This is a genomic window from Variovorax sp. 54, assembly GCF_002754375.1.
GTDB lineage: Bacteria > Pseudomonadota > Gammaproteobacteria > Burkholderiales > Burkholderiaceae_C > Variovorax.
The window spans coordinates 489,625-504,368 of the sequence record NZ_PEFF01000001.1 but is presented as its reverse complement, the minus strand read 5'-3'; the positions used below and the strand labels follow the sequence as shown (position 1 = coordinate 504,368).

Sequence of the window (14,744 nt, the reverse complement as noted above, 5' to 3'; positions counted from 1 at the left end):
TCAAAATCAAAGCTCAGGAAGCATTTCAATGGCTATCGAACGTACCCTTTCCATCATCAAGCCCGACGCCGTCGCCAAGAACGTCATCGGCAAGATCGTTTCCCGCTTCGAGGCTGCCGGCCTCAAGGTTGTCGCCGCCAAGCTGGTGCACCTGTCGCGCAACGAAGCCGAGCAGTTCTACTCGGTGCACAAGGAGCGTCCCTTCTTCAAGGACCTCGTCGAGTTCATGATCTCGGGCCCCGTGTTCGTGCAAGCACTCGAAGGCGAGAACGCCATCGCCAAGAACCGTGACCTGATGGGTGCCACGGACCCGAAGAAGGCAGCCGCCGGCACCATCCGCGCCGACTTCGCCGACAGCATCGACGCCAACGCCGTTCACGGCTCGGACGCGCCCGAAACGGCTGCCGCCGAAGTCGCTTTCTTCTTCGCCGGCCTCAACGTCTACGCACGCTGAAGCCGTTTCTCGCCTGAATTCATGACCACAGCCAATCTGCTCGAATTCGATCTCGACGGGCTGGCTGCGTTCTGCGAAAAACTCGGCGAGAAAAAATTCCGCGCCACGCAGCTGTTTCGCTGGATCCACCAGCGTGGCGCCAGCGACTTCACCCAGATGACCGATCTGGCGAAGTCGCTGCGCGAGAAACTCGCGACCACCGCGCGCGTGGAGGCCCTGTCGGTCCTCACGCAGCATGAATCCAAGGACGGCACGATCAAGTGGCTGTTCGACGTCGGCGGCGGTGATGCGGTCGAGGCCGTGTTCATTCCCGAAGACGATCGCGGCACGCTGTGCGTGTCGTCGCAGGCCGGTTGCGCCGTGGGCTGCCGCTTTTGCTCGACCGGGCATCAGGGCTTCAGCCGCAACCTCACCACGGGCGAAATCGTCGCCCAGCTCTGGTTCGCCGAGCACTTCCTGCGCAAGCACCTGAAGCGCAGCGAGCGCGTCATCTCCAACGTGGTGATGATGGGCATGGGCGAGCCGCTGCAGAACTACTCGGCGCTGGTGCCCGCATTGCGCACCATGCTCGACGACAACGCCTACGGGCTGTCGCGTCGCCGTGTCACGGTATCGACCTCCGGCGTGGTGCCGATGATCGACCGCCTGGGCACCGATTGCGCCGTGGCCATGGCCGTCTCTTTGCATGCGCCGAACGATGCGCTGCGCGACGACCTCGTGCCGCTTAATCGCAAGTACCCGATCGCCGAACTGCTCGAGGCCTGCAAGCGCTACCTCGTGCATGCGCCGCGCGATTTCATCACCTTCGAATACTGCATGCTCGATGGCGTCAACGACCAGCCCGAGCATGCGCGGCAACTGATCGAACTCGTGCGCACCCATGGGGTCTCGTGCAAGTTCAACCTGATTCCATTCAACCCGTTTCCGGCGTCGGGCCTGCTGCGCTCGCCGCAAGCGCGCGTGCTGGCCTTTGCCCGCACGCTGAGCGAAGCGGGCCTCGTGACCACCGTGCGCAAGACGCGCGGTGACGACATCGACGCCGCCTGCGGACAACTCGCTGGCGACGTGAAAGACCGCACCCGTGCGGCCGAACGCATGGCCCAGCGCCGTGCGGCGGTGGCCGAGCGCCCCGTCGTTCTGCACCCGCCCCGCGCCAAGACCCCCAAACCAACCGTTCCCCAGGAGCATTGACGCAATGAGCATGGCCTTACCGACGACGACCGCGAGCGCGCAGCGAGTGCTGAGCGCAGGAATCGCGAGCGTCGCCGTGGTGCTTCTTCTCGCGGGCTGCGTCAACACGCGAACCACCACCACCGGGCTTGTCGGCAGTGGGGCCGACAGCGGCACCAGTGTCGTCACCGACGTCGACGAAAACAACCGCCGGCGTGCCCGTCTGCGGATGGAGCTGGCCGCCGGCTACTTCGAACAGGGCCAGACTTCGGTCGCCCTCGAAGAGCTCAAGCAGGTGCTGGCCATCGACCCGGGTTACGCCGACGCCTACAACCTGCGCGGGGTGGTCTACATGCGGCTCGAGGATGCGGCCCAGGCCGAAGACAGCTTCCGCCGCGCGGTCGCGATCAATCCGCGCGATGCCAACACGCGCCACAACTACGGCTGGCTGCTGTGCCAACAGAGCCGCTACGGCGACGCCGCGCAACAGTTCGCCGCGGCATTGGCCGTGCCCAGCTACACCGACCGCGCCAAGACGCTCATGACCCAAGGGGTCTGCGAGCTCAAGGCCGGTCAGCGGCAGCAAGCCGAGCGCAGCCTCCTGCAGGCCTACGAGCTCGACGCCGGCAATCCGGTGGTCGGCTTCAACTTGGCCTCGGTGCTGGCGCAACGCGAAGAATGGTCGCGTGCGCAGTTCTACGTCCGCCGTGTCAACAACAGCCCGTCGGCCAATGCCGAGACGCTGTGGCTCGGCATCAAGATCGAACGGCAGCTCAACAACCGCGAGGCTGTCGCGCAGCTGGGCGGTCAACTGCAACGACGTTTCCCTCAATCGCGGGAGGCAATGGCGTACGAGCGCGGGAATTTCAATGACTGAACGGGTTTCGGAGTTCGGGACGTCCGCGGCGCTGCCGCTGGCAGAAGGCGACGTCGCGCACAAGACGGCTGGCGACATGCTGCGCGAGGCGCGTGAAGCGCATGGCCTGCACATCGAGATGGTGGCTGCGGCACTCAAGGTGCCGCCGCAAAAACTGCTCGCGCTCGAAGCTGACGACATCGCCTCGCTGCCCGACCCGGTGTTTGCCCGGGCCCTGGCCAGCAGCGTGTGCCGTGCACTGCGCATCGATCCGGCGCCTGTGCTGGCCAAGCTGCCGGGTGCGCAACGCGCGCCGTTGGCAGAAACCAATCGCACGCTGAATGCTCGCGTGGTCTCCGACACGCCGCGCTGGAGCGGTGGGCGTTCCGGCGGCCTGCCGTCGCGCGCGCTGCTGACGGTTGTGGTGCTGTTGCTCATCGGCGCCGGCGTGCTGTTCTGGATGCCGCAGTCGGCGTTCGACCAGATCGGCGCCTCCGTCGCGCGGCTGACCGCAAAGAACGATGCCGAGGTCATGCCGCCCGCCGATCAGGGCGGCGTCTCGGAGTCCGTGCCGACGCAGGCTGTGGCGCCGACCGGCCCGGCGGGCGCCGCACCGGCTGCTGGCGTAGTAGCCGCCGTGCCAACCGCCCCGGCTTCCGCCCCCGCGGCAGCCGTCGCCAACACCAGCACCGCCAGCAGCCAGCAGCTCGTCCTCGTGGCGCGCGAGGAGTGCTGGGTCACTGTCACCGAAGCCGGCGGCAAGCAGTTGCTGCGCCGCAGCCTGCAGGTCGGCGAAACCGTCGGACTGTCTGGCACGCTGCCGCTGTCCGTGGTGATCGGGCGCGCATCGGCCGTCGATGTGCAAGTGAACGGAAAGCCCTACGATCTGAAGCCTGTCACCCGCGGGGGCGGCGTGGCGCGTTTCGAGGTGAAATCGTGACAACCGACTGCACTCCTCAACCCATTGAATCGGCCGCGCCCAAGGCGCGCCGCTCGCGCCAGGCCAGCGTGGTCTGGGGACCGCGCACGGTCACGGTGGGGGGCGACGCGCCCACGCGCGTGCAGTCGATGACCAACACCGACACGGTCGATGCCATCGGCACCGCGATCCAGGTCAAGGAACTCGCCATTGCGGGCTCCGAGATGGTCCGCATCACCGTCAACACGCCCGAAGCCGCCGCGCAGGTGCCCTACATCCGCGAGCAGCTCGACCGCATGGGCATCGACGTGCCGCTGATCGGCGACTTTCATTACAACGGCCATCGCCTGCTCACCGACTATCCGGCCTGCGCCGAGGCGCTGAGCAAGTACCGCATCAACCCCGGCAACGTGGGCAAGGGCGACAAGAAGGACAAGCAGTTCGGCCAGATGATCGATGCGGCCATGCGCTGGAACAAGCCGGTGCGCATCGGCGTGAACTGGGGCAGCCTCGACCAGGAACTGCTTGCCAGCCTGATGGACACCAACAGCCAGCGCGCCACGCCCTGGGACGCCAAGCAGGTGATGTACGAGGCGCTGATCACCTCGGCCATCGAATCCGCCAAGCTGGCCGAGTCGATGGGCATGGCCGGCAACCAGGTGATCCTGTCGTGCAAGGTGAGTGGCGTTCAAGACCTGATTTCGGTGTACCGCGAGCTCGCGCGGCGTTGCGACAACCCGCTGCACCTGGGCCTGACCGAAGCCGGCATGGGCACCAAGGGCACGGTGGCCTCGGCCACGGCGCTGTCGATCCTGCTGCAGGAGGGCATTGGCGACACGATCCGCGTGTCGCTCACGCCGCAGCCGGGCGAGTCGCGCACGCAGGAAGTGCTGATCGCCAACGAAATTCTCCAGGCCCTGGGCCTGCGCGTGTTCGTGCCGAGCGTCACCGCCTGTCCGGGCTGTGGCCGCACCACGAGCACCACGTTCCAGGAACTCGCCAAGCAGATCGACGACTACCTGCGCCAGCAGATGCCGGTCTGGCGCAAGAAGTACCCGGGCGTCGAGACGCTGAAGGTGGCCGTCATGGGCTGCATCGTCAACGGCCCTGGCGAGAGCAAGCACGCCGACATCGGCATCAGCCTGCCCGGCACCGGCGAAGCGCCGGCTGCGCCGGTCTTCATCGACGGCGAAAAGGCCCTCACGCTGCGCGGCGACAATATCGCCAACGAGTTCCACCAGCTCGTCGAAACCTACATCGAAAAGCGCTTCGGCAGCGAACACGCTGTCCTGGCCTGACACCTCCGCAGATCCATGGCTGAAAAACTGAATGCCGTCAAAGGCATGAACGACATATTGCCGCCCGAATCGGCGCGCTGGGAATGGCTCGAAGCCATCGTGCGCGACCTGATGGGGCGCTATGCGTACCGCAATGTCCGCACCCCGATCCTGGAGCACACGGCGCTGTTCGTGCGCGGCATCGGCGAAGTGACGGACATCGTCGAGAAGGAGATGTACGCCTTCGAAGACCGCTCGGACAAACATGGGCAGGCCGAGCATCTGGCGATGCGCCCGGAGAACACCGCCGGCCTCGTGCGCGCCGTGATCGAGCACAACATGCTCTACGAGGGGCCCAAGCGCCTGTGGTACACGGGCCCGATGTTCCGCCGCGAAAAGCCGCAGCGCGGGCGCTTCCGCCAGTTCCACCAGATCGGCGCCGAGGCGCTCGGCTTTGCGGGACCCGATGTCGACGCCGAACTGATCCTGCTGGCCACCGCGCTGTGGAAGGCCATCGGCCTGACCGACGTGCGCCTGGAACTCAACAGCCTGGGCCAGCCGGCCGAGCGCGCGCTGCACCGCGCCCAGCTTATCGCTCACTTCGAGCAGCACGCCGACAAGCTCGACGAGGACGGCAAGCGCCGTCTGCACAGCAACCCGCTGCGTATCCTCGACACGAAGAATCCGGCGATGAAAGAGGTGGTCGAGTCGGCCCCGAAGCTGATCGACTTCCTGGGCGCGGAATCGCTGGCGCACTTCGAGGGGGTGCAAGCCATCCTCAAGGCCAACGACATCGCTTTCACGATCAATCCGCGCCTCGTGCGTGGGCTCGATTACTACAACCTCACGGTGTTCGAGTTCGTGACCGACCGCCTCGGTGCGCAGGGCACGGTGTGTGCTGGCGGCCGCTACGACGACCTCATCGCCCAGATCGGCGGCAAGCCGGCGCCCGCCGTGGGCTGGGCCATCGGCGTCGAGCGCGTGCTCGACCTGCTGAAGGAGCAGGGCGCTGAAGTGCCCGCACCGGTGCCCGACGTCTATGCCATCGTGCCCGACGCCGCCTCGATGCCCGTCGTGCTGCGGGCCTTGCAGCAGCTGCGCGAAACCGGCGTGCGCGTGCAGATGCATGCCAGCACGGCCGAAGGCCTGGCGAGCTTCAAGGCACAGATGCGAAAGGCGGACGCCAGCGGCGCCGCCTATGCCCTGATCTTCGGCGCCGATGAACTTGCACGCGGTGAAGTGACTCTCAAGGCCTTGCGCGACGCCAGCGTTGCGCAGTCCGCCCGTTCACTTGCTGAAGTGACCACCTGGGCCGCCACCCTACAATCGCCGGCTCCCAACCTCTGACAGCGCATGGCCACCCATCTCGACCTCGAAGAACAGGAACAGCTCGACCAGCTCAAGCATTTCTGGAACACCTACGGCACCCTGATCACCTGGGCCGTGCTGCTCGTCGCCGGCGCCTTCGTGGCCTGGAACGGCTGGCAGTACTACCAGCGCACCAAGGCAGCCCAGGCCGCAGCCCTTTATGACGAGGTCGAGCGCAGCACGCAGTCCGGCGACGTCGAGCGCATCCAGCGCGTGATGACCGACATGAAGGAGCGCTTCGCAGGCACCGCTTACGCACAGCAGGCCGGCCTGCTGGTCGCCAAGACGCTGTTCGACAAGGGCAATGCCGACGGCTCGCGCGCGGCGTTGGGCTGGGTCGCGCAGAACGCCGTCGACCCGGGCTACCAGGCCATCGCCAAGCTGCGGCTCGCAGCCGAACTGCTCGATGCCAAGTCTTACGACGACGCGCTCAAGCAACTCGACGGCAAGGTGCCGACCGAATTCGAACCGCTGGTGGCCGACCGCAAGGGCGACATCTACATGGCGCAAGGCAAGCGCGACGAGGCACAGGCCGAGTACCGCAAGGCCTGGACCGGCCTCGGCGCCGGCTCGGACTACCGCCGACTGGTCGAGATCAAGCTCAACGCGGTCGGTGTCGACCCGAAGACCCTGGCGCCGACCGTCACCGTGACGCCCGCCGTCCCCAAGAACTCCTGACCGCACACCTCCATGAATTTCATGCGTTTCAAGCCTGAATCGACCGCGCTGCGCGCGGGTTCTGCTCTTGTTCTGGTCGCGCTGCTGGCCGCCTGCTCGGGTTCCGGCAAGCCCAAGCCCGCCGAGCTGCCGGCCAACCCGTCCCTGATGGGCGTGCGCCAGGTCTGGAACGTGCGGATTCCGGGCGTTGAATTCCCGCTCACCGCCGATGTCAGCGGCGACATCGTGACCGTGGCAGGCAGCGACGGCACAATCGTCGCCATCGACGCCCGCGCCGGTCGCGAGACCTGGCGCGCCAGCGCCGGTGCGCCGTTGGCGGCCGGTGTCGGCAGCGACGGTTCGCTGACGGCCGTGGTCACCACCAACAACGAAGTGGTGGCTATCGAAAACGGCAAGGTGCTGTGGAAGCAGCGCCTGTCGGCCCAGGCCTTCACCGCACCCCTGGTGGCCGGCCGTCGCGTCTTCGTGCAGACCGCCGACCGCAGCGTCAGCGCCTGGGACGGCCAGAGCGGCCGCCGCCTGTGGCAGCAGCAGCGCCCGGGCGAGAACCTCGTGCTGCGCAAGTCGGGCGTGCTGATCGCAGTCGGCGACACGCTGGTTGCCGGTCTGGGCGGCCGACTGGTCGGCATGAACCCCGGCAACGGCAGCTCACGCTGGGAAGCCCCCATCGCCGCGCCGCGCGGCACCAACGACGTGGAACGCCTGGTCGACCTCACCGGCAGCGTGAGCCGCTACGGCGACACCGTCTGCGCACGCGCCTACTACGCCAGCGTCGGCTGCGTCGACACCCTGCGCGGCCAGCTGCTCTGGAGCAAGCCGGCCTCGGGCGCCGATGGCGTGAGCGGCGACGAGCGCTTTCTCTATGGCACCGAATCCGATGGCAGCGTCACCGCCTGGCGCCGCGCCGACGGCGAGCGCGCCTGGCAGATGAGCCGCCTGAAGAACCGCGAACTGACCGCGCCGCTGGCCGTGGGCCGTTCGCTGATCATCGGTGAGAGCACCGGCACGCTGCACTTCGTGTCGCGCGAAGACGGTGCACTGCTCAACCGCGTGACCCCCGATGGCTCGGCCATCACCGTGACGCCGGTCCTGGCCGGCAACACGGTGGTCGTCGTGACCGCCAAGGGCGGCGTCTTCGGTTACCGCCCTGAATAATCATTTTTTGTCTTTCTCTTACTTCCAAGGCCCGACCATGAAAACCGCGCCATCGAAAGGCCGGCCATGAAGCCGGTCGTGGCCCTGGTCGGCCGTCCCAACGTCGGCAAGTCGACGCTCTTCAACCGCCTGACCCAGACGCGCGACGCCATCGTTGCCGACTTCGCCGGCCTCACGCGCGACCGCCATTACGGCAACGGCCGCCTGGGCAAGCACGAGTTCATCGTGATCGACACCGGCGGCTTCGAGCCCGATGCCGGCAGCGGCATCTACAAGGAGATGGCCAAGCAGACGCGGCAGGCCGTGGCCGAAGCCGACGTCGTGATCTTCGTGGTCGATGCCCGCGAAGGCCTCTCGGCGCAAGACCACGACATCGCCAACGAGCTGCGCCGCCTCGGCAAGCCCTGTGTGCTGGCGGCCAACAAGGCCGAGGGCATGCACGACGGCACCAAGCTGGTCGACTTCTACGAGCTGGGCTTCGGCGACGTGCACGGCGTGTCCGCGGCGCACGGGCAGGGCATGCGCGACCTGGTCGAACTGGCGCTCGAGCCGCTGAACCTGCCCGACCCGGACGACGAGGAAGACGAAGACGACGTCAACAAGCCGATCAAGCTGGCGGTGGCCGGCCGGCCCAACGTCGGCAAGTCCACGCTGATCAACACCTGGCTCGGCGAAGAGCGCCTGGTGGCCTTCGACATGCCCGGCACGACGCGCGACGCCATCTCGGTGCCGTTCGAGCGCAACGGCCAGCGCTTCGAGCTGATCGACACCGCCGGGCTGCGCCGCAAGGGCAAGGTGTTCGAGGCGATCGAGAAGTTCTCGGTGGTCAAGACGCTGCAGGCCATCGAGTCGGCCAACGTCGTGCTGCTGCTGCTCGACGCTACGCAGGGCGTGACCGACCAGGACGCGCACATCGCCGGCTACATCCTCGAAAGCGGACGCGCCGTGGTGATCGCCATCAACAAGTGGGACGCGGTCGACAGCTACCAGCGCGAGCAGATCCAGCGGCAGATCGAAACCCGGCTGCCGTTCCTTAAATTCGCGTCATTGCATTTCATCTCGGCCATCAAGCGGCAGGGCCTGGGCCCGGTGTGGCAGGCTATTGCGCAGGCCCACAAGTCGGCCACACGCAAGATGTCGACGCCGGTGCTGACGCGCCTGTTGCTGGAGGCGGTTCAATTCCAGGCGCCCCAACGCGGCGGCATGTACCGGCCCAAGCTGCGCTATGCGCACCAAGGCGGCATGAATCCGCCCGTGATCATCATTCACGGCAATTCGCTGGAGCACGTGACCGACGCTTACAAGCGTTTCCTGGAAGGGCGTTTCCGCAAGGAATTCGACCTCGTGGGCACGCCCTTGCGGATCCAGTTCAAAAGCTCGCAAAATCCGTTTGCGGACAAGGACAACTGAGGGCGCTTGGCTGCCGATGGCAGCCGATGAGCCGCAGCAGGAGTGGAAGTTCCGTCTTTTGAGAACCGTTATTTTCTCAAGGCTTTTGACCCCGATTGCTGCGGCGCAGAAACCCTGTGTTAAGGTCATCTCTCCAACAACTACTCTTGAACACGGAGAATATCGTGAGCAATAAAGGGCAACTTCTGCAAGACCCGTTTCTGAACACCTTGCGTCGCGAGCATGTGCCGGTTTCCATTTATTTGGTGAACGGCATCAAGCTGCAGGGCCAGATCGAGTCTTTCGATCAATACGTCGTGTTGCTCCGCAACACAGTGACGCAAATGGTCTACAAGCACGCCATTTCCACCATCGTGCCGGGTCGTGCCGTCAACTTCTCGGCCAACGAGAACGACGACGCCGCCGCCTGATCGCGCGGAGCGCGGCGGCAACCCCGCCGCGCTTTTTCCATATTCTGATTCCGCTTGTCTGATTCGATCCCCCGCCAGGAAGGCGCCGCCGTTCTCGTCGGCGTCGATTTCGGGCTGCCCCATTTCGACAGCGAGCTCGAAGAACTGGGCCTGCTCGCACAAACCGCGGGCCTGACGCCTGTCGCCCGCCTGGCCTGCAAACGCAAGGCGCCCGATGCGGCGCTTTTCGTCGGCAGCGGCAAGGCCGAAGAGATCAAGGAACTCGCCGCCATGCACCGGGCGAGCGAGGTCATCTTCGACCAGTCGTTGAGCCCCGCGCAGCAGCGCAACCTCGAACGCCAGCTCGATGTTGCGGTCTACGACCGCACCTTCCTCATCCTCGAAATCTTTGCCCAGCGCGCCCGTTCGCACGAAGGCAAGCTGCAGGTCGAGCTGGCTCGACTGCAGTACCTGAGCACGCGGCTGGTCCGTCGCTGGTCCCACCTGGAGCGCCAGACCGGCGGTGCAGGTGTGCGCGGCGGCCCCGGCGAGAAGCAGATCGAGCTCGACCGCCGCATGATCAACGAGTCGATCAAGCGCACGCGCGAGCGTCTGGCCAAGGTGCAGAAGCAGCGCAGCACGCAGCGCCGCCAGCGCGAGCGCCGCGAGACCTTCAACATCTCGCTCGTCGGCTACACCAACGCGGGCAAGTCGTCGATCTTCAATGCGATGGTCAAGGCCCGCGCCTATGCGGCCGATCAGCTGTTCGCCACGCTCGACACCACCACGCGCAACCTCTACCTGGGCGATGCGCGCCGGCAGGTGTCGATCTCCGACACCGTGGGCTTCATCCGCGACCTGCCGCACGGCCTGGTCGATGCGTTCAAGGCCACCTTGCAGGAAGCGGTCGATGCCGACCTGCTGCTGCACGTGATCGACGCCTCCAACCCGCATTACCCCGAGCAGATGGCCGAGGTCCAGTCGGTGCTGCAGGACATCGGCGCAGGTGACGTGCCGCAACTGCTGGTATTCAACAAGCTCGACGCCCTTGAAAGCGCGCAACATCCGCTGCATCTGCAGGACGAGATGGAAATCGACGGCGTGCAGGTTCCCCGCATCTTCCTCAGCGCCAAGACTGGCGAAGGCCTGCCGCTGCTGCGGGCCGAGCTGGCCCGGCAATCGGGTTCCGTCGCCGATACGATGACCCCTGAGGCGGACGCTGAATTGCACGATGCGGCCCCTTGATTGGGCACAATCCCGCCACTGACACGAGAACGAAGCGAATGAATGCAAAGCCAGCGCGGAGAGGGTTTCTGGGCATGTTCAATCTGAACGATGGCCGATGGGGTCGCGGCGACGAGCCGTCCTCCAACGGCGACCGCCCGGCCGGCAACCGGCCGTCCGATGCCGATCCCCCCGGCGCCCCGATCCCGCCGCCTTCGAGCGGCAACCAGAACAACAACGGCAACGGCAATCGCCCGCGCGGCCAGGGCCCGAACCAGGGTCCACCCGACCTCGATGAACTCTGGCGCGACCTCAATCGCAAGCTCGGTGGTTTCTTCGGCGGCGGCAAGGGTGGCGGCAATCGCCCCAATGGCACCGGCGGCGGTGGCGGCAACGGCTACAAGCCCGACATGAAGAACGCCGGCTTTGGCATCGGCCTCGTTGCCATCGTGGCGGTCCTGATCTGGCTCGGCACCGGCTTCTTCATCGTGAACGAAGGCCAGCAGGCCGTGGTCACGCAGTTCGGACGCTACAAGTCGACGGTGAATGCCGGCTTTAACTGGCGCCTGCCGTACCCGATCCAGCGCCACGAATTGGTGGTGACTTCGCAGATCCGTTCCACCGACGTGGGCCGCGACGCCATCGTGCGTTCCACGGGCTTGCGCGAATCGGCCATGCTGACCGAAGACGAGAACATCGTCGAAATCAAGTTTGCCGTGCAGTACCGCCTGAGCGATGCGCGCGCCTGGCTCTACGAGAGCAAGTCGCCCGCCGAAACCATCGTGCAGGTGGCTGAAAGCTCCGTGCGCGAAGTGGTCGGCAAGATGAAGATGGACGCAGCGCTCGCCGAAGAGCGCGACCAGATCGCACCGCGCGTGCGCGCGCTGATGCAGACCATCCTCGACCGCTACAAGGTCGGCGTCGAAGTCGTTGGCATCAACCTGCAGCAGGGTGGTGTGCGTCCGCCCGAGCAGGTGCAGGCCGCCTTCGACGACGTGCTCAAGGCCGGCCAGGAACGCGAACGCGCCAAGAACGACGCTGAGGCTTATGCCAACAACGTCGTGCCGCTGGCCACCGGTACCTCGTCGCGCCTGAAGGAAGAATCCGAGGCCTACAAGGCGCGGATCGTGGCGCAGGCACAGGGTGACGCAGGTCGTTTCAGCTCGGTGCTGGCCGAATACCAGAAGGCACCGCAGGTGACGCGCGACCGCATGTACACCGACGCCATGCAACAGATCTACGCCAGCACGACCAAGGTGCTGGTCGACAGCAAGCAGGGTTCCAACCTGCTGTACCTGCCGCTCGACAAGCTGATGCAGCAAGGCGGCAACAACACCGCGGCCACGCCGGTGGATGCTGCCAACCCCAACGTGGCCGGCACCGCACCGACCCAGTCGTCGGTGATCCCGGTGGCACCCACCACCACCGACGTGCGCGCCCGTGACGGCCGCTCGCGTGACCGCGACGTGCGCTGAGAAAGGCTCGGAACAACATGAACAGAATCGGTTTCATCGCCACCTCGGTCCTCGTCCTGCTCGTGCTGCTGAGCTCGACCCTCTTCGTGGTCGACCAGCGCCAGTTCGGCGTGGTCTATGCCCTCGGCCAGATCAAGCAGGTCATCACCGAGCCCGGCCTCAACTTCAAGCTGCCGCCGCCGTTCCAGAATGTGTCGTACATCGACAAGCGCCTGCTGACGCTGTCGAGCCTCGACACCGAACCCATGCTCACCGCTGAAAAGCAGCGCGTGGTGATCGACTGGTACGTGCGCTGGCGCATCTCCGACCCGCAGGCCTACATCCGCAACGTCGGCCTCGACGAGAACGCGGGCGCCATGCAGCTGAACCGCGTGGTGCGCAACGCGTTCCAGGAAAACATCAACAAGCGCACCGTGCGCGACCTGATCTCCGTTCGCCGCGAGGCCCTGATGGCCGACGTGCAGCGCGAAGTGCTGGCCGTGGTGAAGGGTGCCAAGCCCTGGGGCGTCGATGTGGTCGACGTGCGTATCACCCGTGTCGATTACGTGGAAGCCATCACCGAATCGGTCTACCGCCGCATGGAAGCCGAGCGCAAGCGCGTGGCCAACGAGCTGCGTTCCACCGGCACGGCCGAAGGCGAAAAGATCCGCGCCGACGCCGACCGCCAGCGCGAAGTGATCGTGGCCAACGCCTACCGCGATGCCCAGAAGATCAAGGGCGAGGGCGATGCCCAGGCTGCCGCGACCTACAGCGAGGCCTTCGGCCGCGATCCGCAGTTCGCCCAGTTCTATCGCAGCCTCGAAGCCTACAAGCAGAGCTTCAACAAGAAGAGCGACGTGATGGTGCTCGACCCGTCCTCGGACTTCTTCCGCGCCATGCAGAGCTCCGGCTCGGGCGGCGCGGCGCGCAAGTAACAACGGGTCTTCCGTTTCTCTGCTTTCCTGTCTGGAGCCGTGAGCGCCGACACCTTCTGGAGCGCGTTGGCGCTGGTCCTGGTGATCGAAGGCATCCTGCCTTTCGTCTCGCCGGGTGGGTGGCGGCGCGGCTTTAGCCAGCTGCTGCAGCTGCGCGACGGCCAGCTGCGTTTCTTCGGTCTTTGCAGCATCCTGCTGGGTTTGGTACTCCTTTGGGTTCTGGGGTAACGCGGGCCCGGTAGAATCCCGGTTTAACCACGCCCCCGATCCCCATGTCCGCCTGGGTCCTCCCGGATCACATTGCCGATGTGCTGCCTTCCGAGGCGCGCCACATCGAAGAACTTCGACGCCAGCTGCTCGATACCGCCCGTGGCTATGGCTACGAGCTGGTGATGCCGCCGCTGCTCGAGCACCTGGAGTCGCTGCTTTCGGGCACCGGCGAGGCGCTCGACCTCCAAACCTTCAAGCTCGTCGACCAACTTTCCGGTCGCAGCATGGGCCTGCGTGCCGACACCACCCCCCAGGTGGCGCGCATCGATGCCCATCTGCTGAACCGCGATGGCGTGGCCCGGCTGTGCTACTGCGGTCCGGTGGTCCACACCCGGCCCGACCGCCCGCACGCCACCCGCGAGCCGCTGCAGTTCGGCGCTGAAATCTACGGCCACGCCGGCCTGGAAGCCGACACCGAAACCCTGTTGCTGGCGCTCGACTGCCTCGACGCCGCCGGCCTGCGCGACGGCGTGATCGTCGACCTGGCCGACGCCCGCATCGTGCGCGCGCTGTTCGCCGGCGTACCGGTCGATGGCGCCGCGATCGCCCGCGTGCACGCCGCGCTGGCCGCCAAGGACGCGAGCGAGCTGCAGGCGCTCACCCAAGATTTTCCCGCGGCCTCACGCGACGGCCTGCGCGCCCTCGTGGGCCTGTACGGCGATGTGGCCGTGCTCGACGAGGCCGCCAAGGCCCTGAAGGGCACGCCCGCGGTGGCCGCGGCGCTGGCCGACCTGAAGCAACTTGCGGCTGGCCTGAACGGCACGGCAGGGCGCCAGATCAGCTTCGACCTGGCCGATCTGCGCGGCTATGCCTATTACAGTGGCATGCGTTTCGGCATCTACGTGCCGGGCGCGGCCGATTCGCTGGTGCGCGGAGGCCGCTACGACGAGGTGGGCGCCGTGTTCGGCCGCAACCGTCCGGCCGTCGGCTTCAGCCTCGATGTGCGCGAACTCGTCGGCGTGCTGCCGGCCCGTCCGCTGCGCGCCGCCATCCGTGCGCCCTGGAGCGACGCGGCCGGCCTGCGTCAGGCGATTGCCCAATTGCGCAAGGCCGGCGAAACGGTAGTCTGCGTGCTGCCCGGCCACGGCAGCGAAATCGATGAATTCCATTGCGACCGCGAGCTCGTCGAGCAGGCCGGCCAATGGAATGTCCGAGCGATCTGAATTTTTGAAGTAATGGAACGAG

General features: G+C 66.2%; 15 protein-coding genes. All 15 read left to right on the top strand.

The annotated features are described in order from the left end of the window. Nucleotides 1-28 precede the first annotated feature (28 nt). The 15 genes from ndk to CLU95_RS02335 all read left to right on the top strand — a co-directional run bounded on the left by ndk (nt 29) and on the right by CLU95_RS02335 (nt 14,722). On the top strand, nt 29-454 hold the full coding sequence (ndk, locus tag CLU95_RS02405) for a nucleoside-diphosphate kinase (protein ID WP_099790074.1): 426 nt from the start codon (nt 29-31) through the stop codon (nt 452-454). Between the two features lie 21 nt (nt 455-475). Then, nucleotides 476-1,645, top strand: coding sequence for a 23S rRNA (adenine(2503)-C(2))-methyltransferase RlmN (rlmN, locus tag CLU95_RS02400; RefSeq protein ID WP_099790072.1), 1,170 nt, complete (start codon nt 476-478; stop codon nt 1,643-1,645). Between the two features lie 4 nt (nt 1,646-1,649). Further along, nucleotides 1,650-2,501: a type IV pilus biogenesis/stability protein PilW gene (pilW, locus tag CLU95_RS02395; protein ID WP_099790070.1), complete on the top strand. Its 852-nt coding sequence runs from the start codon at nt 1,650-1,652 to the stop codon at nt 2,499-2,501. After that, nucleotides 2,494-3,420 (top strand): helix-turn-helix domain-containing protein, encoded by a 927-nt coding sequence (locus CLU95_RS02390; RefSeq protein ID WP_099790068.1) that lies wholly within the window; start codon nt 2,494-2,496, stop codon nt 3,418-3,420. Before pilW ends, CLU95_RS02390 begins: the two co-directional genes overlap by 8 nt. Beyond that, nucleotides 3,417-4,697, top strand: a complete 1,281-nt coding sequence (gene ispG / locus CLU95_RS02385) for a flavodoxin-dependent (E)-4-hydroxy-3-methylbut-2-enyl-diphosphate synthase (RefSeq protein WP_099790066.1) — start codon at nt 3,417-3,419, stop codon at nt 4,695-4,697. The genes CLU95_RS02390 and ispG overlap by 4 nt, the downstream gene beginning before the upstream one ends. 15 nt (nt 4,698-4,712) lie before the next feature. Further along, on the top strand, nt 4,713-6,023 hold the full coding sequence (hisS, locus tag CLU95_RS02380; protein ID WP_099790064.1) for a histidine--tRNA ligase: 1,311 nt from the start codon (nt 4,713-4,715) through the stop codon (nt 6,021-6,023). A gap of 6 nt (nt 6,024-6,029) precedes the next feature. After that, nucleotides 6,030-6,722 (top strand): YfgM family protein, encoded by a 693-nt coding sequence (locus CLU95_RS02375; protein WP_099790062.1) that lies wholly within the window; start codon nt 6,030-6,032, stop codon nt 6,720-6,722. Nucleotides 6,723-6,734: 12 nt separating this feature from the next. Beyond that, nucleotides 6,735-7,877, top strand: coding sequence for an outer membrane protein assembly factor BamB (bamB, locus tag CLU95_RS02370; RefSeq protein WP_099790060.1), 1,143 nt, complete (start codon nt 6,735-6,737; stop codon nt 7,875-7,877). A 66-nt stretch (nt 7,878-7,943) separates the two neighbouring features. Beyond that, nucleotides 7,944-9,287: a ribosome biogenesis GTPase Der gene (gene der, locus CLU95_RS02365; protein WP_099790058.1), complete on the top strand. Its 1,344-nt coding sequence runs from the start codon at nt 7,944-7,946 to the stop codon at nt 9,285-9,287. Nucleotides 9,288-9,451: 164 nt separating this feature from the next. Beyond that, on the top strand, nt 9,452-9,697 hold the full coding sequence (gene hfq, locus CLU95_RS02360; protein ID WP_056582504.1) for an RNA chaperone Hfq: 246 nt from the start codon (nt 9,452-9,454) through the stop codon (nt 9,695-9,697). Between the two features lie 54 nt (nt 9,698-9,751). Further along, nucleotides 9,752-10,921: a GTPase HflX gene (gene hflX, locus CLU95_RS02355; protein ID WP_070061004.1), complete on the top strand. Its 1,170-nt coding sequence runs from the start codon at nt 9,752-9,754 to the stop codon at nt 10,919-10,921. 74 nt (nt 10,922-10,995) lie between these two features. Continuing rightward, the gene (gene hflK / locus CLU95_RS02350) at nt 10,996-12,375 is read left to right on the top strand and encodes an FtsH protease activity modulator HflK (RefSeq protein WP_099790056.1); all 1,380 of its coding nucleotides are present in this window, start codon (nt 10,996-10,998) and stop codon (nt 12,373-12,375) included. 17 nt (nt 12,376-12,392) lie between these two features. Continuing rightward, nucleotides 12,393-13,289, top strand: coding sequence for a protease modulator HflC (gene hflC, locus CLU95_RS02345; RefSeq protein ID WP_056580103.1), 897 nt, complete (start codon nt 12,393-12,395; stop codon nt 13,287-13,289). 39 nt (nt 13,290-13,328) lie between these two features. Further along, entirely contained in the window at nt 13,329-13,517 is a 189-nt protein-coding gene (locus CLU95_RS02340; protein WP_062480756.1) for a DUF2065 domain-containing protein, read from the top strand. Nucleotides 13,518-13,561: 44 nt separating this feature from the next. Beyond that, nucleotides 13,562-14,722, top strand: a complete 1,161-nt coding sequence (locus CLU95_RS02335; RefSeq protein WP_099790054.1) for an ATP phosphoribosyltransferase regulatory subunit — start codon at nt 13,562-13,564, stop codon at nt 14,720-14,722. Nucleotides 14,723-14,744: the final 22 nt, after the last annotated feature.